This window comes from Psychrobacter sp. UBA3962, assembly GCF_002385225.1.
Lineage (GTDB): Bacteria > Pseudomonadota > Gammaproteobacteria > Pseudomonadales > Moraxellaceae > Psychrobacter.
The window spans coordinates 20,220-41,632 of record NZ_DGDC01000017.1; the positions used below are offsets into that span (position 1 = coordinate 20,220).

Below are 21,413 nucleotides of genomic sequence, written 5' to 3' on the forward strand. Positions count from 1 at the left end.
ATGTGAGTGAGTCTATTTATTTTTATAATTATTAGCTGTCCATTATATAGCCTGCTAGCGGACAACTGTGTATTATCTTTATTAGCATAGAAAGAGCAAAGCCACCCTGATTAGGATGGCTTTATTTTTGTTGTTTTAATCTATATCTTTTATCAAAAAATTATCAAAGACTTTATTGTGAATTTCTGAGGTCAAATCTGTAATTAGAGGTTAAGGTTATACCGATTTAACTTCAATATTCATACCCAGTCTGTTACACAGCTCAGCAAATCCTGGGAAGCTTGTATTAACCGTTTCAACCCCTTCAATTTTAATGGTATCTGAGGCTCTTAAACTGGCTACTGAGAAACTCATGGCAATACGGTGGTCATGATGTGAATAAATCTCTGCTCCGCCAAATACCGCTTCTGAATTATTACCGCCTTTACCTTCAATGATAATGCCATCTTCGGTCACAGTGCAGTCCACGCCTAACTGAGTTAGGCCATCCGCCATCACTGCGATACGGTCCGACTCTTTGACACGCAGCTCTTTGGCACCGGTAAGTACCGTTTGACCTTCAGCACAGCTAGCAGCGATAAACAGTACTGGGAACTCGTCAATTGCTAGTGGCACAAGCTCTTCAGGGATTTGAATACCTTTTAATTGTGAAGATTTAATCGTGATGTCAGCGACAGGCTCACCACCCACAAAGGTCTCATTACTGATGGTAATATCGGCATTCATCAGCTTTAAGATATCAATCACTCCGGTACGTGTGGGGTTCATGCCTACCTTAGTGATGGTAATTTCACTGTCTTTAGCAATGGCAGCTGCTACCATAAAGAAGGCCGCAGAGGAGATATCAGCAGGTACCGCAATGTCACAGGCTGTCAGTTGACCACCACCAACCACACTGATTTTATTGCCTTCAACTTCGACGTCATAACCAAAGGCGCTTAACATACGCTCAGTATGGTCACGGCTAATTTCAGGTTGGATAACCGTGGTCTTGCCTTCTGCCCATAAGCCGGCTAGCAATAAGCATGATTTTACTTGTGCTGAAGCCACTGGCATATCATAAGTGATGCCTTGTAGCTTACTGCCTCGTTTATCGCTACCAGTAATACTAATAGGCGCGGTGCCGCGTTCACCTGTGGTCTGTAAGGTCGCACCCATCTCACGCAATGGTTTTGCCACACGCTCCATAGGACGCTTCGATAGGCTGGCATCACCGGTTAATACACTGTCAAATGGCTGAGCCGCTAGAATGCCCGATAAAAGACGCATGGTAGTACCAGAGTTGCCCATATATAAAGGCGTTTTACTGGGCTTAAGTCCATTAATACCCACACCATGAATGGTTACTTCGCCATTTTCTGGACCTTCAATGGTAACTCCCATATCCCTAAATGCTTGTAGGGTTGCTAAGGCATCTTCCCCTTCCAAAAATCCAGTGACTTTGGTCACCCCTTCAGCCAAACTTCCAAACATAATACTGCGGTGGGAGATAGATTTATCGCCTGGAACAGTCATGCTGCCATTAATAGTGGTACTTGGGGTAATAATGTATGCGCTAGAGGCTTGATTTGAGGTTGCCATAGAGTTATCCGTATTAGAAGGGTCCGTTAATTTTTTAGTATAAGGGGTGCTGGTCAGCATATGACCAAAATGTTTTCTGGCGGATTGAGCCCGGCCCAGTAAACCTAATAATTGAGTAGAATCCTCGTTAACAATTAAACTGCGTAGTTCTGATAAATACCTGCTGTATTCATCCAAAGCATTGATTAAAGCTGGCTTATTGGCGATAAAGATATCATGCCACATCACTGGATCGCTGGCGGCGATGCGGGTGAAATCACGAAACCCCCCAGCAGCATAGCGAAAAATATCCATATTATCATCATGACTGGCCAATTGCTCTACTAAGTTAAAAGCCAGTAAATGCGGGAGATGGCTGGTATAAGCCAATACTGCATCGTGATGCTCGACCCCCATTTTCATTATGGTAGCGCCTGCACCCTCCCACAGCTTAGCCACCTTATCAATGGCTTCAGGGTCGGTGGTCTTTAGTTCACAAATGATTAAACTATGATTGACAAATAAGTTGCTGCGGCGGGCATTATAACCAGACTGCTCGGCTCCCGCGATGGGGTGTGCCGGCACGAAACCTGAAGGCAGCTCTTTAAAGACTTCCTTGGCAGCCTCAACCACATTTAGTTTGGTACTACTAACGTCACTAATGATGCAGTCTGCTTCAATCAAGCCTTGTCTCATCGCTTGTTCAATACCTTTGAAGACTGCGCCAACGGTCTTAACTGGGACCGCCACAATGATACAATCACTGCCTGCTACCACATCAAATAATGAATCACTACCTGCGTCTATCACATCGTCTGCTAAAGCAGCTTCAATACTGGGAGCATGCCTGTCTACCGCCACCAATCTTCCAACCAGCTGTCTGTCTCTGATAGCTTGAGCCAAGCTTGCCCCAATTAAGCCCAAACCTATTATACAAACCTGTTCAAACAGCATGTTTCATTAACCTACTTTTATTATATTAGTCATGAGGATATCTATATTGTCTTGCTTTGCTTTGCCTTTGTGCTTTGTCACATCAGCCAAAAGTCTATAACTTAACAGGCCTACATAGATTCCAAGGTGTCGCGAAGAGTGTCTATTAGACGGGTATTGTCTTCTGGCGTTCCTACCGTAATACGTAGCCACTCATCCAATCCATAACCTGCCAAGGGAAGTACGATGATTCCTTGCTCTAGTAAGGCTTGATTGATGCTGTCAGCGTCGCCTACATTGACCATTACGAAGTTAGCGTACGATTTAACAAAGCCTAGGCCTAGCGCATCAAACTGCTTACAGATCCAGCGCATCTGACCATCGTTTATTTTATGAACTTTGGCTATAAAATCTTGATCAGCTAAGGCAGCTACCGCCGCTGATTGTGCGAGTAAACTGACATTAAAGGGCTGTCTGATACGATTCAACATATCTGCAATGTTAGGATGACTTAAGGCATAACCCACGCGTAAACCTGCTAGCCCATAAGCCTTAGAAAAGGTTCTTACCAAAATAACGTTATCAAACTCATCGATTAGCTGGCGATTATTGCTCTCTTCGCAGTACTCAATATAAGCCTCATCCAACACAACCAAAACGTGTGCTGGCACTTGCTCTACAAACTCTTGAATCTCTTGTTTGCTTAATAAAGTACCGGTCGGGTTATTAGGGTTGGCGATAAATACCATACGTACATTATTGTTCTGCTGGATGGCTTCAAGCATCGCCTGTAAGTCATGACCATAGCGCTTAGCGGGCACTTCAATCCCAGTAGCTCCGATCATTTTCGCCAACATAGAGTAAACGATGAAAGCGTACTCACTATAAACTATGGCATCGTTATGACTAACAAACGTGCGAGCGATAATATCTAATAAGTCGTTAGAGCCATTACCCAAAGTGACTTGGCTACTGTGCACATCATTAAAGTCTGCCACCGCTTGCTTTAAATCCGTGCCATTGCTATCTGGATAGCGCGCCAGCTGATCCAACTGCTTGGTAATCGCTAAGGTCACATAAGGAGACGATCCTAAGGGGTTTTCGTTGCTAGCTAGTTTTAGGACATCATTAACCTCATACTCCCGCTTTAAATCCTCAACAGATTTACCGGTTTGATAAGCTTTTAACTTTAAGATGCTATCGTAGGCTGGGGTTAAAAATGTTTTTTCGGTCATGGTTTTACCTAATTTTGTGACAAATAGCCAATGGGTAACGGATACTGGCGGATTAACAGCATTTTAGCTCAAAACAACAGCTTAAGGCTCTAAATAACAGCTTGTGGATAAGAACCTAAAATTCTAACATCACGAACTAAAGGACGAATCTCCTCAATAGCGGCTCTAACATTCTCATCTTCAATATGACCTTCCATATCGATGAAGAACACGTATGACCACTTATTTGGACGCTCTGGACGAGTCTCAATACTGGTCATAGAGACCCCATGCTTAGACAGAGGCTTCAGAATTTCAATCAGCGCCCCTGCTTTGTTATGGGCTGAGACCAAGATGGAGGTTTTATCCTGACCTGAAGGCGCGATATCCTCATGACCGATGATTAAGAATCGAGTGGTGTTGCCTGGGTTGTCTTCAATATTTTCATGTAGCTTATGTAGATCATACTCTGCTACTGCCACATCCCCAGCAATAGCTGCCGAATGCCACTCATTTTTTAATCTGCGAGCTGCTTCCCCATTACTTGAGACTTGAACCCGCTCTACATTAGGATAGTTCACATCCAACCAATGGCGACACTGAGCCAATGACTGCTGATGTGAGTAGATACGACTTAAGCTATCAATCTTGGTATGCTCTGCCACTAAGAAGTTATGATGGATTGGCAGTTCCACTTCACCGATAATTTTTAGTGATGAGGTCAAGAAACCATCAAGGGTATGGTTTACTACCCCTTCTGACGAGTTTTCCACTGGCACCACGCCATACATGGCAGAGCCTGCTTCAACTTCACGGAATACATCAGTAATGGTGGTTAAGGGGACAGTAGTTGACGCCTTACCAAAATGCTTTAATGCCGCGGCATGAGTAAAGGTTCCGACAGGCCCTAAAAAAGCAATTTTCTGTGGGGCTTCTAAGTCTAAGCAAACCGACATAATTTCTCGGAATAAGCGTGCCATTTTTTCGTCACTAATAGGACTGTCTGAAGCTTGATTGCGCTTCATAATGTTTTTTAATACCTGTGCTTCACGCTCTGGACGATAGAAGATGGGGTTTGTATCTACTTCATCTGCATGTTCTTTTTTGAAGATGGCCACTTCTTGAGCAAGTTTGGCACGGTTACTAATGAGCTGTAAAATTTCACCATCCACTTGGTCAATTTTTTGGCGTAGCTCAACCAATACATTCTCAGGAGCTGAAAAATTTTCAGTAGCGCCTTTTTTGATATTGTTATCAGCGTTATTATCGTTATTTGTTGACGAAGTCATAAAAAAGCCTATGGGTCATGTTATGATAGTTGGGTACGTTACAAGTCATAATAAAGTAACTATAACAAACTTACGCCCTGTTTAGATAGCGTCGTTTAAGTTGTCAATACACTTACTTTCCATTTTCAGCCAACTTATGGATAAGTAAGTGTATTTTTAAAGGTATTAACCTAGTTTAATACTCTGCAAAAATTAACGCTAGAGGGTCCGCACTTTTATATTAAGTTACTGTATTTATTTACTATAACTTAGCATATACGACTGTGATGATACCCTTGATATTTTTTAATCTCATAGAAATAAATTAGGAATAGATGATGAGTGCCTTATCACAATTACAAACCATGACTACTATTGTTGCTGATACTGGAGACTTAAGTGCCATTGCTCGCTTAAAGCCAGTTGATGCTACGACCAACCCCAGTCTAATTACCAAAGCACTCACCCACCCAGACAAGCAAGCCATGTTGGCTGATACCCTAAACCGTTACTCCAATCATGGCGATGACATGATTGATAAAGTGATTGATGACTTAACGGTTCAAGTGGGCTGTGACATCCTAAAATTAATCGATGGCCGTGTTTCTACTGAAGTAGACGCTAGACTGTCTTATGACACTGAAGCCACCATTGCCAAAGCACATGAGTTTATGGAAGCCTATGAGCGTGCCGGCGTAGACAAAGACCGCATCTTGATTAAAATTGCTGCTACTTGGCAAGGTATTAAGGCTGCTGAACAGTTGGAAAAAGAAGGCATCCACTGCAACCTAACTTTAATCTTCGGTCAGCATCAAGCTGTGGCTTGTGCCGAAGCAGGCGTGACGCTAATCTCTCCTTTTGTCGGCCGTATCCTTGACTGGCAAAAACGTGAGCAAAACCGTCAAGACATTCCTGTAAGTGAAGACATGGGCGTGCAATCGGTTAAGCGCACCTATCAGTATTACAAACAACACGGCTATAAGACTCAAGTTATGGGTGCTAGCTTTAGAAGTGTGGATCAAATTCTAGCTTTAGCAGGATGTGACCTACTTACCATCTCACCCGAGCTTTTGGATGAGTTGGCTGCTTTAGACACTAACGTGGAGCAAGTGCTTTCAGCAGATATGGCAAGCGAAACCATGCCAAAGGTGAGCCTAACTGAAGAACAGTTCAGTGCTGAATATGAAAAAGACAGCATCACTCAGCATTTATTACCGAAAGGTATTGACGGCTTTATCAATGCGCGTGATGAGCTAGCCAAGGCTTTAAAGCAATTAAACAAATAATAAGTTAAATGCACAACTGTTGAATAAATAACTTTTAAAAGCATTAACTGTCTTTAAACCAAAAAAACTCTACGCTAGCGTAGAGTTTTTTATTATCGGCTATATCTATTATTTTTAAGATCTATTATTGCTAAGGGCTTAGCCTTCTAGTACGGTATATACTGGCACTGGGAAAGGCTTATGTAAATCTACTAAATCCAGTAGCACTAATACACCTGCCACTTCATGGCCAGCTTCTTTACACAAATGATAAGCGGTATTTAAAGTGCCCCCAGTAGCTAAAATATCATCAACCAATAATACTTTACGTGGAGCCATACCGCCTTGGATTTCTAAAGTATCACTACCATACTCTAAGGCATAGGACTTATTGGCCACAGGAGGCGGTAGTTTACCAGGCTTACGCAGTAACACCATACCTTTGCCCAAGCGTCCTGATAACAAACTTGCAAAAACAAAACCACGGGCTTCAACAGCCACAAAACAATCAATCTGCTCTAATAAGCCATCCGGTAAAGCTGCTAGCATGGCATCAATAACTTCATTCACATGATCAAGCAGTAACGGAGTGATGTCATAAAAATCAATACCAGGCTTAGGAAAGTCAGGAACAGTGCGAATGGCTTTCCACAAGTCATGCTGTCTACGGCTTTGTAAATCTTCATTGCTCGGTGGCACAGCGCCTGTCTCTTGCACGCTTGAGAGGCTTTGAGGGTTGTCACTCATAAGTTTTCCATCAAAATTAGGGTCGAAGAGGTAAGATAAACATATAGAGAGGGCTATTGTTTAACAAAACGTCTATTTTACCATATCATCTCCCTTGAGTCTTACAGATAGGTCACTGAAATTCGAATACCTGTTACTGAGCTTGTTTGCTATAATCAATGCCCAAATTTAAACGTTAACCTTATGCTATATAGAGAGCTGTATAATGAAAAAATGGGAATGCATAATTTGTGGCTGGATATATGATGAAGAGTTAGGCTGCCCGGAAGAAGGGATTGCACCAGGCACCAAATGGGAAGATATCCCTGATGACTGGACCTGTCCTGAATGCGGGGTCGGTAAATTAGACTTTGAAATGCTAGAGGTATAGTTTATCTTAATAGATACGACCCAAGGCCATTAAAAGGATTTTATGTACCATGCCAAACTCCATTCTCAACCAGTATGATTGGTATCCCTCGCCTGTTTCAGCAATGATGCAACAAGCCATAATTCCAGTCTCTAAGGATATTGAGCTTTGTGTCGAAGTGGGTGGCGATCCTAAAAACCCTCCCTTACTGCTGATTATGGGGTTAGGCTCACAGCTTATATTTTGGCCTGAAAACTTTGTAAAGCGCCTTATAGATGCCGGATTCTTTGTCATTCGTTTTGACAACCGTGATATTGGCTTATCTACTAAAATTTCTCGCTCAGATCTGCCCAAAACCAATACCTTGGCTGCCATGATGAAACTGCAGTTAGGACTGGATAACTCAAAAACACCCTTTCCCTATCGATTAGATGATATGGCAGAGGATACCGCAGACTTGATTAAGGCTTTAGGCTTTCGTCAAGTGCATGTGTTAGGTGCCTCTATGGGCGGTATCATTGCCCAGATTTTAGCCGCTAAGCATCCTCATTTAGTGGACCGTTTGGCCTTAGTATTCTCTACGCATAACAAACCTTTATTAGCGCCGCCTCGACCAAAACAACTGTACACGTTAATCAAACGTCCCAACAGTTATAAAGAAGAAGATATCGTTGAGCATGGCAAATGGTTTATTAAAACCGTGGGCTCACAAGGTCATATCGATGAAGAAGCTGTGGCTGAGGTTGCTAAATTAAGATATCAACGCTGCTTTTATCCGGTGGGTAGCCTGCAGCAACTAAAGGCTATTTTAATGACCGGCTCGGTGCAGCCTTATACCAAAGAGATTAAAGCCCCCACTTTGGTGATGCATGGCAGCAACGATGGACTATTACCTCCGTCGCACGGCAAAGCAGTCGCCAAAGATATCCCCAATGCTACCTTTAAACTTATTAAAGGCATGTCGCACGACTTACCTGAATACTTTCAACCCTTCATTGTCGCTGAGCTAAAAAAGCACATGCTGCAAGTTAGCTAACTGTCATAAAATTGACATTCAAATACTCTAGTCTTCTATAATGATAGACTCTCATTGAGTAATCAATTAAGAAGACTAGGTTCTTTTATGCCCTATAAAACATCAGATAATCAGTACAGAATTAAGACCAAGCCCTCAAAGTATGCACATTTCATGCAAGCTTATAAAATAAGAACGCCAAAATATAAGTTCTACTTAGAGCGTGGCGGCAATGAGGGTGATCCGATTATTCTATTAATTATGGGACTCGGTGCTCAATCTTTGGTTTGGTCCAACCTATTTTGCCAAGAGCTAATCAACTCAGGATATCAAGTGATTCGATTTGATAATCGAGACATAGGCAAATCAAGCAAGCTTAAGCACAAAAACAAACTTACCAAAGAGTATAAGTCAGTCTCAAAAAAGCTAGCTTTATTATCGCGATTTAAGCTAGGTTTGCCTCTACACATCGAAGAAGACAGCATCCCTTATACCCTTTTTGATATGACTGAGGATGTGCATCAGTTGTTAAATGCCTTAGAAATTGAGAAGTGTCATGTGATTGGGATGTCCATGGGCGGTATGATTGCTCAAATTTTAGCCGCCGAACATCCCGATAGAGTGGATAAGCTTGGTTTGCTAGCCACTAGCAATAACAAACCTTTTTTACCCCCGCCTAGGATTGATGCCCTCAGAGCTCTGACCAAACCTATCCCGCAGACCAAAGATGCCACTAAAATTATCGAAAACAACCTGAATTTACAACGGGTTATCGCCTCTCCTGACTTTTTTGATGAAAAGCGGGCTTTAAAGCGTACTAAACTGCTCTATAATCGCCGCTTTTATCCCATAGGAGTAAGCCGTCAATTATTAGCCCTATTAGCGACAGGCTCCTTAGTAAATATAGATAAAAAAATCAAACAGCCGACCTTAATTGTGCATGGGTCAAAAGACAGGTTATTGCCTCCTGCTCATGGTCATAGCCTATCAAGAACCATTCCGCACGCTGATTTTAAGCTGATACCTGGTCTGGGTCACGATATACCAGATACCCTAGCTCGTTATTTGGCGGATTTATTTGCTGAGCATTTCCGTTAAAAAAGGCAGCCATCGATAACAAGGGCTGCCTCAAAAAATATTAATCTAACTATAAGCTGTATTTAGCTACAAGTTATGTCAGAGCTAGCTAGCTGCGATAATCGGCATTGATGCTGACATATTCATGAGATAAATCACAAGTGTAAACGGTATCAGTAGCCTCGCCCATACCCAGATCAATATTAATGGTAATCTCAGGGCGGCTCATGACTTCTTGGCCTTGCTCCTCAGTATAGCTTGGATCTAACTGACCACGCGTACAAATGGCCACATCATCAAGGGTCACACTAACTTGATCGGCATCAAGGTTTTCAGCCCCTGAGTAGCCCACTGCAGCCACAATACGACCCCAGTTTGGATCACTGGCAAAAAAGGCTGTCTTCACTAAAGGAGAGTGAGCAACGGCATAGGCCACATCGCAACAATCTTCAACCGTCTTACCACCAGTCACTTTAACTGTAATGAATTTGGTTGCCCCTTCCCCATCTCTGACAATCAAGGTAGCCAAACGCAAAAAGACTTCTTTTAATGCTTGGTACAGTGCTTGGTAGTGTGGGTGCTGAGTTGAATCGATTAAATTCGCCTGGTCATCACCGGTAGCAATCAACACACAGCAATCATTGGTTGAGGTATCCCCATCAATGGTAATGCGGTTGAATGATTGATTGGTCAACTCTACTAACATCTGCTGTAGTAATGGCTGAGCAATAGGCGCATCTGTGGCCACATATCCTAGCATAGTAGCCATATTAGGGCGAATCATGCCCGCGCCTTTTGAGATACCGGTTACTTTGTAGCTTGTGGCTTCATCCACAACCACATTGGTACTGGCCACTTTAGGGATAGTATCTGTGGTTCTAATAGCGTTGGCAGCAGATAACCAATTGTCCTGCGATAGATTGGCCAAACAGTTATCCAATCCGTTAATAATGGCTTCACTATTAATTACTTCGCCGATAACACCGGTAGAAAAAGGCATCACCTGATTAACTTCTACCTCTACTTTGTCAGCTAAAGCTTTACAAGTTTGCAGCGCACGGCGATAGCCCTCCTCGCCTGTTGCAGCGTTTGCATTACCGGTATTAATTAGCAGATATCGTGCTGATTTATCACTGCCGGCAAGCTGTTGTAAATGCTCACGCACCAGCAACACAGGGGCTGCACAGCACTTATTGGTGGTAGTGACACAAGCCACCGAAGCGGTTTCACTTAAACGAAACACAACCAAATCATCACGATCTTTGTAGCGAACGCCAGCAGCAGTTATGCCAATTTCAACGCCTTCAATGGCATGAATAATGTCTGGTGGTGCTATATTTCCTACTGGCATAAATATCCCTTACTTATCGGTTAAAAGCTGTCGGTGCAGTCTTTATTTAAGTTGATTTTATTTGCTTAGGCTATTTTTTAGGCTGTTTTTTTTAAAATCGGAAAGAAGCCCAAATTGGCGCATGGTCTGATGGTTTCTCCATCGCTCTTAATTCATAACTGATTCCGGCATCAATACAGTTGTCTTTAATATCCTCTGTACATAAGATGTGGTCAATTCTAAGTCCACGTTTTGGATTATCATTAAAGCCGCGACTACGATAATCGAACCAGCTAAACTTCTCATTACAATCTGGGTTATGGATACGGTAAGTATCAAATAAATTTCGGCTCATTAAAGCTGTATACCACTCGCGCTCTTCTGGTAAGAAAGAGGTTTTGCCAGTTTTAAGCCAGCGCTGCGCATTTTTTTCACCGATACCGATGTCATTGTTTTCTGGCGCAATATTCATATCGCCCATAATAATCAGCGTACGCCCTTCTTCTTTTAAAGCATCAATATAGACATTTAACGAGGCGTAATACTCTCTTTTCATTGGAAACTTGGTTTCATGGTTTCGGCTCTCCCCTTGTGGGAAATAGCCATTTAACACATCAACCTCTTTTCCATCAAATACATAGCGGGCATGAATAAAACGCTTTTGAGCATCTTCTGCTTCGCCTGGAAAACCTTTTTGGACAAAAATAGGCTTCTGCTTTGATACTAGAGCTACCCCATAGTGTGCCTTTTGACCGAAGTATTCTACATGATAGCCTAGTGACTCCACATCTTGTACAGGGAACTGCTCATCATGTACTTTGGTTTCTTGAATGCCCATGACATCTGGATCAATGATGTCTTTTACCGCTTCTAATTGATGTTGACGCGCTCTAATTCCATTAATATTAAAACTGACAAAACGGATCATAAACCTAAATATCCCAAGGTAAAAAGTGAATTGCTAATCGTTTTTATACTATTTAGTAACTTTACTATTTTCTAATTTTGCTATTTGCTTATAACACTGTTTGCTAATTGCACACTATATTTTATTTATAAACCAAGCTAACCTTTATGGTAGTAAGCGCTTAATATCCCACTGGTCGGTATCAGTAACTTTGGTATAGACAATTCTGTCATGAAGTCTGTTGGGTCTGCCTTGCCAAAACTCTATCTCAGTAGCAGTGATTTGATAGCCACCCCAAAAGTCAGGCGTTGGTACCTCGCCTTCAGGATATTGCTGTTTTAGCTCAGCAAACTTATCATCCATAGCTTGGCGACTTGACACTGGTCCACTTTGCGGTTGACTTACCCAAGCGCCTATTTGACTTTCATAGGGACGCTTTTGGAAATAAGCCTCTGTGGTGGCACGGTCTACTTTAGTGATATTGCCTCGGATCCTTACCTGGCGCTGCATATCATGCCAAAAGAACAGAGCCTCAGCATGAGGATTTTGGTCAATATCTTGGCCTTTATGACTGAGATAATTGCTATAAAAAACTATCCCTTCATTATCAACTTCTCGTACTAACACCGTTCTTACCGCTGGCATATTGTCTGAACCACAGGTAGCTAAGCTGATGGCATAAGGCTCAGGAGCTTTTTGTTCAATGGCTTCATTTAACCATAACGTTAATAGCTCAAAAGGACTGTCCATCAGCACCTCTTCATGCAGCTCGCCTTTTTCGTATGAGACTCTTTTATCACTAAAATCCATATTGCCCCCATTGTCTCTCTTAGTAGCCATTTGCTTAACCGCATTGCGGTAAAAAAACTGTGCTATAAGAAAGACTGATGCCTTTAATAAAACCGTAAATACTCTAAATCTAACAGCAACAGTTTAGCCCATCACTGCTTTAACTTTAGCCGCCAGCTCATTAGCTAACTTATCGCATTCTTCGGCATTGTCTAATTCAACCATAACTCGGATAAGAGGTTCAGTGCCTGACTTACGAATCAGTAGTCTACCGCGACCTTCAATGCCTTTTGATGCCTCATCAAACGCTTGCGCTAACTCTGGGAAATCATACGGGTCTGCCATTTGCTCTAAGCGCACATTAACTAGGGTCTGTGGCAATAGCTTAAAGCCCTTGGTCAATTGGCTTAGGGTTTGTTTGGTCTGTGCCATCACTGCCAACACCTGCAGTCCAGCAATAATAGCATCCCCGGTACGACTCTTATCCAAGCATAAGATATGGCCTGAAGGCTCACCGCCTAAGATCCAATCATTGGCCTCTAAGCCTTGCATTACATATCTATCGCCTACTTTTGCTCGCTCTAAAGTAATGCCCTCAGCTTCAAGTGCTAGCTGTAAACCCATATTACTCATTTGAGTACCAACAACACCTGCGGCTTTGGTTTCCGACTTAGTGGCTAGAATGTATAATATGCCGTCTCCATCAACCAAATCACCGTTTTCATCTACCATGATGATGCGGTCCCCATCACCATCTAAAGCGATACCTAAGTCCGCTTTGTGCTCAACCACGGCCTGCTGAATCGCTTCTGGATAAGTAGAGCCACATTTATCATTAATGTTGATGCCATCAGGTTTATTGTGGATAGCAATAACTTCAGCCCCAAGCTCACGTAACACACGAGGCCCTACGCTATAGCCTGAACCATTAGCACAGTCAATAACGATCTTTAGATTGGATAAATCATATTGGTAAGGAAAGCTACCTTTACAAAATTCGATATAACGGCCTTTGGCGTCATTGATTCGAAAATGCTTACCCAGTTGAGCAGGGTCTTCTTGAGTGTAGTCCGCATGACCCTCTACAATGCCGTCTAGCTTTTTATTAATCGCTTCTTGCATCTCATCACTAAGCTTGCGGCCATCTGCAGCAAAAAACTTAATGCCGTTATCATAATAAGGGTTGTGAGAAGCAGAAATCACCACGCCAGCATCGGCATGGAAGCTACGCGTTAAGTGAGCAATAGCAGGGGTTGGTAAAGGACCCACCATATGCACATCAACACCCGCTGAGTTAAACCCTGCTTGTAAGGCTGCTTCGATAACATAGCCGGATAAACGCGTGTCTTTACCAATCACCACACTCGGCTTCTTCTTTGAAGAAACGTGATGCTCTACCAAAACTTGGCCTGTCACATAGCCTAGTTTTAAAACAAAATCTGGGGTAATTGGAAACTTGCCAAAAAGTCCACGTATACCGTCTGTACCGAAATAGCTCATAAATCCCTCAACTAAATAGCAATTAAATAGCATTAAAAATAGTAATCAAATAAGTAACCATTAAATCAATAACTAATAAATTTATTATGTCCTAATATACTACAAAAAAAAGACCAAAAGATATTGTCTTTTGGTCTTTTTGGCTGTCCAATAACAGGTTAACCAACAAAACAACCTTTATCTAGTCAATGATTTCTCATTAGCTAATACGATAGTTAGGAGCTTCTTTGGTAATCTGAACATCATGAACATGCGACTCTTTCATACCTGCAGAAGTTACTCTGATAAATTCAGGTTTGGTGCGCATCTCTTCAATAGTGGCACAGCCCGTATAACCCATTGATGAACGTAGACCGCCCACTAATTGGTTTACGATACCGTTAACTGGGCCTTTATAAGGAACACGACCTTCAATGCCTTCTGGTACTAATTTCTCAACGCCATCTTTGGCATCTTGAAAATAACGGTCAGAGGAGCCGTTTGAGCCAGACATAGCCCCTAAGCTGCCCATACCACGGTACGCTTTGTAGTAGCGACCTTGGAATAGCTCAACATCACCTGGCGCCTCTTCAGTACCTGCCAATAATGAGCCCACCATGATGCACGAAGCACCAGCAGCAATGGCTTTGGCCATATCACCTGAGTAACGAATACCACCATCAGCGATTAAAGGAATGCTGTCTTTTAACGCAGAAGCCACATTATCAATGGCTGAAATCTGAGGCACACCAATACCGGCAATAATACGAGTGGTACAGATAGAGCCTGGACCGATACCTACTTTCACTGCGTTAGCACCTGCATCGCGTAAAGCTAAGGCTGCATCGCCAGTAGCAATGTTACCGCCAATAACTTGAATGTGTGGGAAATTCTTCTTAACCCAGCTTACTTTATCAATAACGCCTTGTGAGTGACCGTGTGCAGTATCAACAACAATTACGTCCACTTCTGCTTCAACCAAAGCCTCGACACGGGCTTGAGTGTCTGCACCCGTACCCACAGCAGCGCCCACACGTAAGCGACCTTGTGAGTCTTTACAAGCATTAGGGTTGTTTTCAGCTTTGTTAAAGTCATTGACGGTAATCATACCTTTTAGACCAAAGTTATCATCTACCACCAAAACTTTTTCAATGCGGTGCTCATGAAGCAGCTTTTTAATATTTTCGTTAGACTCGCCTTCTTTTACGGTTACCAACTTATCTTGTGGTGTCATTACGTTACTTACAGGTTGGTTGTGATTGGTTTCAAAACGCACATCACGGTGAGTAACGATACCCACAACTTGACCACTACCTGACTCTACAACAGGTACCCCAGAGATGTTATTTTCATTGGTAATGCGAAGCAGCTCACCCACAGTAATATCTGGGGTCACTGTGATAGGATCTACCACTGTACCGGCTTCGAATTTTTTTACACGACGCACTTGCATCGCTTGACGGTCAATGTCCATATTCTTATGCACAATACCCATACCACCAAGCTGAGCCATGGTGATCGCCATTTCTGATTCTGTTACTGTATCCATTGCGGCCGATATTAGAGGAAGATTTAAAGAGATATCTTCAGTTAATCGCGTCGTCAATGAAGCTGATTTAGGAAGCACATTTGAATATGCAGGCAGGAGTAAAACATCATCAAAAGTTAGGGCATCATCTACGATTCGCAACATACAGACCTCTTGGCTAGGGAAAATAAGCAACCTATTATAACAAAATTATCAGCTTTGTGAGCACTTGAATTTAAAGAGCTTCCTGCTTTAAATACCGCTTAAGTAATTATTAATAATAGTGACTTTTCTTGAGTTGATTTTTAGTTTCTTGGGGCAAAAGTGATGCGGTCAGTGGGTAAATGGCCTCTGTGATTCTCATTTAAATAATCTAGCATTTGCTTACGAATATCACATTCTAAATTCCAAGCATTCATCGGCCCATCAGAGCTGACTTTACCTCGCAGTGTAATGCTTTCTTGGGTCACCTCGATGACTCTCATCTCAGGCTTCATGTCTTTGTCCCATAGCTCATGCGCTATAGCCAACTCATAAAACTTCTGCTGTATGGCATCGATGTCCGCGCCATAATCGACATATAAATGAACGGCACTGGACTGATGCGATGAGGTATGTGACCAGTTTTCTAGCACCTCAGTGACAAAGTACTTCATCGGCACAATAAGCCTTCTATCGTCCCATGTTTTTAATACCGCGTAGGTATAGCGTAAGTCTTCCACCTCACTCCAGATATCATTAACAAATATGGTATCGCCAATTCGTACTGGCTGAGTGATTGCTACCTGGAAGCCCGCAATAATATTGCCTAAAGTTGGCTGAGCCGCAATACCGATAATAGCCCCAGCAATCCCCGCAGAGGTTAACAACGTGGTGCCCAGTCCCTCTAAGTCAGCAAACTCTGCCAAACCAATCCAAACGCCACCCAGTACCATGACAAAAATGAAAATACGTCTAAATACTGAGACGTAAGTCATCCTAATACGCTGGGTATTAAATTGCTCTTCATCTAATGAATCAATTTGGTAATCTTGGTATCGGTTGGCAAAAAAGTTAATCGCCCTAACCCCAAGCCATAGACCGCTGATAACCAGACACAACCAAATAATAGGCCGGGTGGAGGTGGCGATGGCATCTACTCTAGGCAAGCTACCAGAGACCAAAGCCAGCATCATAGAGAAGCTTAAGGTGACAGTAAGAGGCACTGTTATTTTTGAGAAAAAGTCAGTCAGGCCTTTATTACCCAACGACAGCTCGTCCTTTTGGGTACGGTGAGTGATGGCATTGGAGTATAGACTGACAAACTTTGACACCCCTTTACTGAGCGCAAAGCTTATGCCCATAGTGGCAAACATAAATAGAATTAGAACCAGCACTTCCCAAACACTAATACCCCAAACTTTAGCCGTCATTGGCTCTGGTAAAAAGCGCTCGAACTCTGCTGGCTTATGAATATCATATAGCGCATTAATATTGGCCACAGTTTGCGAGGAGAACACCCAAACTGGCGACTGATTGCCTACCCGTACACGTTCTAAGTATAGGGGTACGCTTCTGTTCTTGTAGTTAATATCACCCAGTTTTATAGAGCGTCTTGGCACCCCATGAATGGGACTATCAGTCCCTAGTACAGGCTCAACTAAACCGTCTGAACGATCCGGCAGATCATCGAAAATATACAGACCTTTTTCGGTCATTAAATAATCCAGCTTCTTTGCCAGATCTGTGGCTTCGTTCTTTTGGGCCGCTTCAGGTAATAAATTTAGGTTTAACGCATAGGCTGCTAGGGCAAAGTTTTTTTGCAAGTTGGCGCTATTAAAGAATTCTAATGTGGCCAGAGGTGTTTCAAGATTAGGGGGAGTAGATAATTCAGGCAAACCAGAGTTAAGCTTATTTAGCACATAGTAGGCTTCATTGAACTCCCCTGTAAGCTCATTTTCAGCCAAGAGCGGACGAGTAACTTCCTCCTCATCCTCCTCTGGTTGGTCTTTTTGAACCTTCTGAATGGCATAGTCAATAATGTTGTCAGGCTGGTCAGCATTTTGTGCTTGCTGCGTTGTCTTTGCGTCTTTAGCATGGGATAAAGCTGGTGCCAAAAACATAAACAACACGACCACAGCTAAATGGAGCGCCTTAAGCAGAGGCTTATCCCACTTAGCTAGGGTCGGCTGATTAATAACGCTGTTTTTTCGAACAGATGACATCACATCAGAGCTCGACAAGCTTGTAGTACAAGCTACTTCGTTTTTGTATGCTAAGTTATTCATGCACACTCCAAGTCGTTTTGGTTGCCAGAGCCTAGGGCATTATACTTAAAACACAGACGCTACCTATCTAGACCGTGCTTGTCGAGTTAGCTTTATTTACTGTACCGATATCAATCAATTAAGCAAAACTAGATACGTCTCCAAGTCGTACCTTGCTTACCGTCTTCAAGCTCAATATTGTTTTGCTGTAACAAATCACGAATTTCATCAGCACGAGCAAAGTTCTTATTGGCTTTAGCCTCGATACGCTCTTGAATAAGCGCATCGATTTGCTCATCACTCATCTGACCTTCACTTACCGCACCAATTTGAGCCTGCAGGAACTCTGTCGGATTCACTTGACCAATATTTAAAGTAGCAGCCAGCGCTTTTAGAGTCATTGCAGCCGTTTGTAGCTTAGCAATACCTTGGTCATTTTCTGTTTCACGTGCCAGCTTATTAACCTCTTTTGCTAAGCTAAATAAGACGCTGATGGCTTGTGGCGTATTAAAATCATCATTCATAGCCTTGATGAAATTAGCACTATAACCACTGATCTCATTAACCACTTCAGTTGACGCTTCTACTGACTCATCCAGCTTGCCTGCTGATTCTAAAACTGCTTCGGCCGCTTTCAACGCTTGGTAAACTCGAGTTAATCCTGAATGCGCCTCTTTTAGTGCTGTATCTGAAAAGTTAACCTGACTGCGATAATGGCTCGATAGAATAAAGAAGCGAATAGTTTCAGGGTGGAACTTCTCCATCACTTCACGAATGGTAAAGAAGTTCCCTAAAGATTTAGACATCTTTTCGCCATCAACGTTAATAAAACCAACATGCATCCAGTTATTGGCATAAGTACAGCCGGTCGCCGCCTCTGATTGGGCGATCTCGTTTTCATGGTGTGGGAACTGTAAGTCATGACCCCCACCGTGAATGTCAAAGCTGTCCCCTAGACACTTAGTTGACATAGCAGAACACTCAATATGCCAGCCTGGACGACCACCGCCCCAGTTAGAATCCCACTGTGGCTCACCTGGTTTTGCCGCTTTCCAGAGTACAAAGTCAAATGGGTTCTTCTTATCGGTATCGACATCGACCCGTGAGCCCGCTTGCAAATCCTCTAATTTCCGCTTTGATAATTTGCCATAACCCTCAAAGGTTTCAACGGCATAATAGACATCACCATTTGCCGCAGCGTACGCATGGTCTTTTTGCTCTAGGGTATCAATCATTTGCAGCATTTCATCGATATGCTGTGTGGCGCGTGGCTCTGAGTTAGGATCTGCACAGCCTAAAGCCACAGCATCTTCATGCATAGCCTTAATGAAGCGTTCGGTTAAGCCGCCAATCTCTTCGCCATTTTCATTAGCACGAGCAATAATTTTGTCATCAATATCGGTGATGTTACGCACATAATTCACCTCAAAACCTAAGTGACGTAACCAGCGTGATACCACATCAAAGGCAACCATTACCCGAGCATGACCAATATGGCAATAATCATAAACCGTCATACCACACACATACATGCCTACCTTACCGGCTTGTAGCGGCTTAAACTTTCGTTTATCGGTAGTCATAGAATCATAAATCTTCAACGTGGCCTGACTTTCGACCAACTGTTTTGATAGGAATTCAGGAGTTTGCGTGATATTGGCAGATAAAGACATATTAAAACCTTATAATGAAAACTGATGAATGATGACATCAAGTATTATTCTTAGCGAGGCTCATATTACCTAAGCTTGGCTAAAATTGCTATATTTCATCGGCATAGGATATGATGCTAACTTAAGTTTTTTAATAAAACCCCCTTAGCTTTACTGGAGTTCCCGTTATGGGCAATCGATTAACCAAAATTTACACCCGCACTGGAGATGATGGCACGACAGGCATGGCAGATGGTAGCCGTGTCAGTAAAGCAGATGCTATCTTTGTGGTAATGGGTGACGTTGACGAATTAAATGCCCATATCGGCATGATCTTGGCACAGATAGCAGCCTTAGAGGCAGATAAAGCACAAAGATTTACTGCGATATCTGACAGCTTAAGCACCGTTCAACATTTATTATTTAATATCGGTGGTGAACTGGCTATGCCGGAATATAAAGGTATTACTGAAAGTCATATTAGCTGGCTAGAATCTGAAATTGATACCTTTAACCAAGATCTACCTGCCCTAAAGGATTTTATCTTACCAGCAGGCTCTCGTTTAGTCAGTCAAGTCCATATCGCTCGAACTGTCTGCCGCCGTGCTGAACGTCAAGCGGTTAACCTACAGCAAATCAGCGGTCAAGCCATAAGCGCAAATGCGCTTAAACTATTAAATCGTCTATCAGACTGGCTTTTTGTTTTATCAAGATATTGCGCCAAAGTTGAGGGCTCAAAAGAGGTGTTATGGGATAAAACCATATTGGATAAATTCAGCAGTTAGCCAACCATATAGCCAGCCTGTTATTTAAATAGTTTTATAAAGTATCTCACAATAAAAAAAGGTCCAACACAGTTTGTTGGACCTTTTTTAATGAGCTAACTTAAGCTAACTAAGGGCTTAAAAGCCCAAAAGTTTTAGTTACTTTTAGTCTATTACCCTTAGTAAGTGCCGTCTTCTTCAATGATGACCATTTCAATACTGTCATCTTTAGGAGCACTTAGCTTCTTAGGAACTTCAACGGGTTTAGTGGCCGTGTTATTGGCTTCCTCAGTTACAGGCTTGCTAGGCTTTGGGGTTTCAGCTGCTTGAGGCTTAGCGGGTTCTACTGGTTTAGCAGCAGGCTTTTGCTGAGCTTCAGTCTGTGCTTCAGCACTACGAGCAGGCTGAGTCTGACGTACAGGCGCTCTTTGCTTCTGCTCAGGCTCTGGACGAACGCGAGGCTGCGTAGGTTGTCTTGGCTCAGCTGGTAGAGCTGGAGCAGGTCTTGGCTTATTGGTATCTGGAGCAGTACGACGCGCATCAATAACAGCCTGATACTGCGACTTGGCAATAATGTCTGACGCAGCCATTAAGATAGAGGGCTGACCCACTACGCGAGCAATAGACTGTCCGCCTTGCATACCCACCACATAGCTGAAGTTATCACTAACCAACATGTTGTTATTTAATACGATGCCTTCAGAGCGTAATAACTCAGCCAAAGTACGGTCTTCAACTTGAGTGTAAACTCGATTAGCACGGCTTACATCTTGGTTTGGCAAAGTTAAGCTTAAGCTGGCACTACAGGTGATCATACCTTGATCATTTGCTTGCTGCATTACTCTTGGGTTGGCAACATCAACCAATACTGAACCTACCGCATTATTGACGTTGGTCAAACTTAGGCTTTCTCCGTTACTCTCAGCATAAGCATTGAATAAACGCTGTGACTGAGATCCTAAAGTAGACTGCACAGTTTGTGTCAACTGAGTTAAGGCCACTTGATCATCACATTGAACCACAGGAGCAGTTGTGACTACTTCAACTTTAGCCTCATCTGATTTATCAGTAGACTCTTCTTTTTTGCTACAACCCACAGCGGTTAATCCGCATAGCAACATCACCCCTACCAAACTTGTAGGACGTGAAACACGATCAAAACTTAACTTCATCATAACCTCTTTTAAAACCAGCCTTGACTATCGCACGGCAATCTATATTTTTACAAAAAAGCCGATAGCTCTTTTGTAAAAATACGTCTTAAACCGTACTAGTCATTATTGTTACGTA

Annotated in this window: 17 protein-coding genes; 5 read left to right on the forward strand and 12 right to left on the reverse strand. The window is 42.7% G+C overall.

Features of this window, described 5'->3' with window-relative positions; translation table 11 throughout:
• Positions 1–216: 216 nt before the first annotated feature.
• From B3S92_RS04460 to pheA, 3 genes are all read right to left on the reverse strand, one after another.
• Positions 217–2,514: a bifunctional prephenate dehydrogenase/3-phosphoshikimate 1-carboxyvinyltransferase gene (locus B3S92_RS04460; protein ID WP_296203125.1), complete on the reverse strand. Its 2,298-nt coding sequence runs from the start codon at positions 2,512–2,514 to the stop codon at positions 217–219.
• A 110-nt stretch (positions 2,515–2,624) separates the two neighbouring features.
• Complete coding sequence (hisC, locus tag B3S92_RS04465; protein WP_296203127.1) at positions 2,625–3,728, reverse strand: histidinol-phosphate transaminase; 1,104 nt, start codon at positions 3,726–3,728, stop codon at positions 2,625–2,627.
• An 89-nt stretch (positions 3,729–3,817) separates the two neighbouring features.
• Positions 3,818–4,996 (reverse strand): prephenate dehydratase, encoded by a 1,179-nt coding sequence (gene pheA / locus B3S92_RS04470; RefSeq protein ID WP_296203128.1) that lies wholly within the window; start codon positions 4,994–4,996, stop codon positions 3,818–3,820.
• 317 nt (positions 4,997–5,313) lie between these two features.
• On the opposite strand from pheA, the gene tal reads away from it, so the two are divergent.
• Positions 5,314–6,261: a transaldolase gene (tal, locus tag B3S92_RS04475; protein ID WP_296203130.1), complete on the forward strand. Its 948-nt coding sequence runs from the start codon at positions 5,314–5,316 to the stop codon at positions 6,259–6,261.
• 138 nt (positions 6,262–6,399) lie between these two features.
• Here tal and B3S92_RS04480 read toward each other — a convergent pair whose 3' ends face one another.
• A complete protein-coding gene (locus B3S92_RS04480; RefSeq protein WP_296203132.1) occupies positions 6,400–6,987 on the reverse strand; it encodes an adenine phosphoribosyltransferase in 588 nt (195 codons plus the stop codon).
• Between the two features lie 205 nt (positions 6,988–7,192).
• On the opposite strand from B3S92_RS04480, the gene B3S92_RS04485 reads away from it, so the two are divergent.
• From B3S92_RS04485 to B3S92_RS04495, 3 genes are all read left to right on the forward strand, one after another.
• Positions 7,193–7,357, forward strand: a complete 165-nt coding sequence (locus B3S92_RS04485) for a rubredoxin (protein WP_028858919.1) — start codon at positions 7,193–7,195, stop codon at positions 7,355–7,357.
• A gap of 49 nt (positions 7,358–7,406) precedes the next feature.
• Positions 7,407–8,372 (forward strand): alpha/beta fold hydrolase, encoded by a 966-nt coding sequence (locus B3S92_RS04490; protein WP_296203135.1) that lies wholly within the window; start codon positions 7,407–7,409, stop codon positions 8,370–8,372.
• 87 nt (positions 8,373–8,459) lie between these two features.
• Positions 8,460–9,449 carry an alpha/beta fold hydrolase gene (locus B3S92_RS04495; RefSeq protein ID WP_296203138.1) on the forward strand — a complete coding sequence of 330 codons (990 nt, stop codon included), beginning with the start codon at positions 8,460–8,462 and terminating at the stop codon, positions 9,447–9,449.
• Between the two features lie 88 nt (positions 9,450–9,537).
• On the opposite strand, the gene argJ is transcribed toward B3S92_RS04495, so the two are convergent.
• From argJ to cysS, 7 genes are all read right to left on the reverse strand, one after another.
• Positions 9,538–10,779, reverse strand: coding sequence for a bifunctional glutamate N-acetyltransferase/amino-acid acetyltransferase ArgJ (argJ, locus tag B3S92_RS04500; RefSeq protein ID WP_296203140.1), 1,242 nt, complete (start codon positions 10,777–10,779; stop codon positions 9,538–9,540).
• Between the two features lie 91 nt (positions 10,780–10,870).
• On the reverse strand, positions 10,871–11,686 hold the full coding sequence (gene xthA / locus B3S92_RS04505; protein WP_296203142.1) for an exodeoxyribonuclease III: 816 nt from the start codon (positions 11,684–11,686) through the stop codon (positions 10,871–10,873).
• Between the two features lie 144 nt (positions 11,687–11,830).
• Complete coding sequence (gene pdxH, locus B3S92_RS04510) at positions 11,831–12,475, reverse strand: pyridoxamine 5'-phosphate oxidase (protein ID WP_296203167.1); 645 nt, start codon at positions 12,473–12,475, stop codon at positions 11,831–11,833.
• Positions 12,476–12,598: 123 nt separating this feature from the next.
• The gene (gene glmM, locus B3S92_RS04515; RefSeq protein ID WP_296203145.1) at positions 12,599–13,954 is read right to left on the reverse strand and encodes a phosphoglucosamine mutase; all 1,356 of its coding nucleotides are present in this window, start codon (positions 13,952–13,954) and stop codon (positions 12,599–12,601) included.
• Positions 13,955–14,153: 199 nt separating this feature from the next.
• Positions 14,154–15,626, reverse strand: coding sequence for an IMP dehydrogenase (gene guaB / locus B3S92_RS04520; protein ID WP_296203148.1), 1,473 nt, complete (start codon positions 15,624–15,626; stop codon positions 14,154–14,156).
• Between the two features lie 140 nt (positions 15,627–15,766).
• Positions 15,767–17,728, reverse strand: a complete 1,962-nt coding sequence (locus B3S92_RS04525) for a mechanosensitive ion channel family protein (RefSeq protein ID WP_296203150.1) — start codon at positions 17,726–17,728, stop codon at positions 15,767–15,769.
• Between the two features lie 128 nt (positions 17,729–17,856).
• Positions 17,857–19,290: a cysteine--tRNA ligase gene (gene cysS / locus B3S92_RS04530; RefSeq protein WP_422662633.1), complete on the reverse strand. Its 1,434-nt coding sequence runs from the start codon at positions 19,288–19,290 to the stop codon at positions 17,857–17,859.
• Between the two features lie 257 nt (positions 19,291–19,547).
• Here cysS and B3S92_RS04535 point away from each other — a divergent pair, with 257 nt between their 5' ends.
• Positions 19,548–20,144 carry a cob(I)yrinic acid a,c-diamide adenosyltransferase gene (locus B3S92_RS04535; protein ID WP_296203156.1) on the forward strand — a complete coding sequence of 199 codons (597 nt, stop codon included), beginning with the start codon at positions 19,548–19,550 and terminating at the stop codon, positions 20,142–20,144.
• Between the two features lie 158 nt (positions 20,145–20,302).
• Here the strand turns inward: B3S92_RS04535 and B3S92_RS04540 are convergent, their stop codons facing one another.
• Entirely contained in the window at positions 20,303–21,298 is a 996-nt protein-coding gene (locus tag B3S92_RS04540) for a hypothetical protein (protein ID WP_296203159.1), read from the reverse strand.
• Positions 21,299–21,413: the final 115 nt, after the last annotated feature.

Coding starts and splice junctions, on each gene's coding strand:
- argJ (WP_296203140.1), bottom strand. CDS start 10,779: ATGCCAGTAGGAAATATAGCACCACCAGACATTATTCATGCCATTGAA.
- B3S92_RS04480 (WP_296203132.1), bottom strand. CDS start 6,987: ATGAGTGACAACCCTCAAAGCCTCTCAAGCGTGCAAGAGACAGGCGCT.
- B3S92_RS04485 (WP_028858919.1), top strand. CDS start 7,193: ATGAAAAAATGGGAATGCATAATTTGTGGCTGGATATATGATGAAGAG.
- pheA (WP_296203128.1), bottom strand. CDS start 4,996: ATGACTTCGTCAACAAATAACGATAATAACGCTGATAACAATATCAAA.
- cysS (WP_422662633.1), bottom strand. CDS start 19,290: ATGACTACCGATAAACGAAAGTTTAAGCCGCTACAAGCCGGTAAGGTA.
- xthA (WP_296203142.1), bottom strand. CDS start 11,686: ATGATCCGTTTTGTCAGTTTTAATATTAATGGAATTAGAGCGCGTCAA.
- glmM (WP_296203145.1), bottom strand. CDS start 13,954: ATGAGCTATTTCGGTACAGACGGTATACGTGGACTTTTTGGCAAGTTT.
- B3S92_RS04535 (WP_296203156.1), top strand. CDS start 19,548: ATGGGCAATCGATTAACCAAAATTTACACCCGCACTGGAGATGATGGC.
- B3S92_RS04460 (WP_296203125.1), bottom strand. CDS start 2,514: ATGCTGTTTGAACAGGTTTGTATAATAGGTTTGGGCTTAATTGGGGCA.
- tal (WP_296203130.1), top strand. CDS start 5,314: ATGAGTGCCTTATCACAATTACAAACCATGACTACTATTGTTGCTGAT.
- pdxH (WP_296203167.1), bottom strand. CDS start 12,475: ATGGATTTTAGTGATAAAAGAGTCTCATACGAAAAAGGCGAGCTGCAT.
- guaB (WP_296203148.1), bottom strand. CDS start 15,626: ATGTTGCGAATCGTAGATGATGCCCTAACTTTTGATGATGTTTTACTC.
- B3S92_RS04525 (WP_296203150.1), bottom strand. CDS start 17,728: ATGAATAACTTAGCATACAAAAACGAAGTAGCTTGTACTACAAGCTTG.
- B3S92_RS04495 (WP_296203138.1), top strand. CDS start 8,460: ATGCCCTATAAAACATCAGATAATCAGTACAGAATTAAGACCAAGCCC.
- hisC (WP_296203127.1), bottom strand. CDS start 3,728: ATGACCGAAAAAACATTTTTAACCCCAGCCTACGATAGCATCTTAAAG.
- B3S92_RS04540 (WP_296203159.1), bottom strand. CDS start 21,298: ATGATGAAGTTAAGTTTTGATCGTGTTTCACGTCCTACAAGTTTGGTA.
- B3S92_RS04490 (WP_296203135.1), top strand. CDS start 7,407: ATGCCAAACTCCATTCTCAACCAGTATGATTGGTATCCCTCGCCTGTT.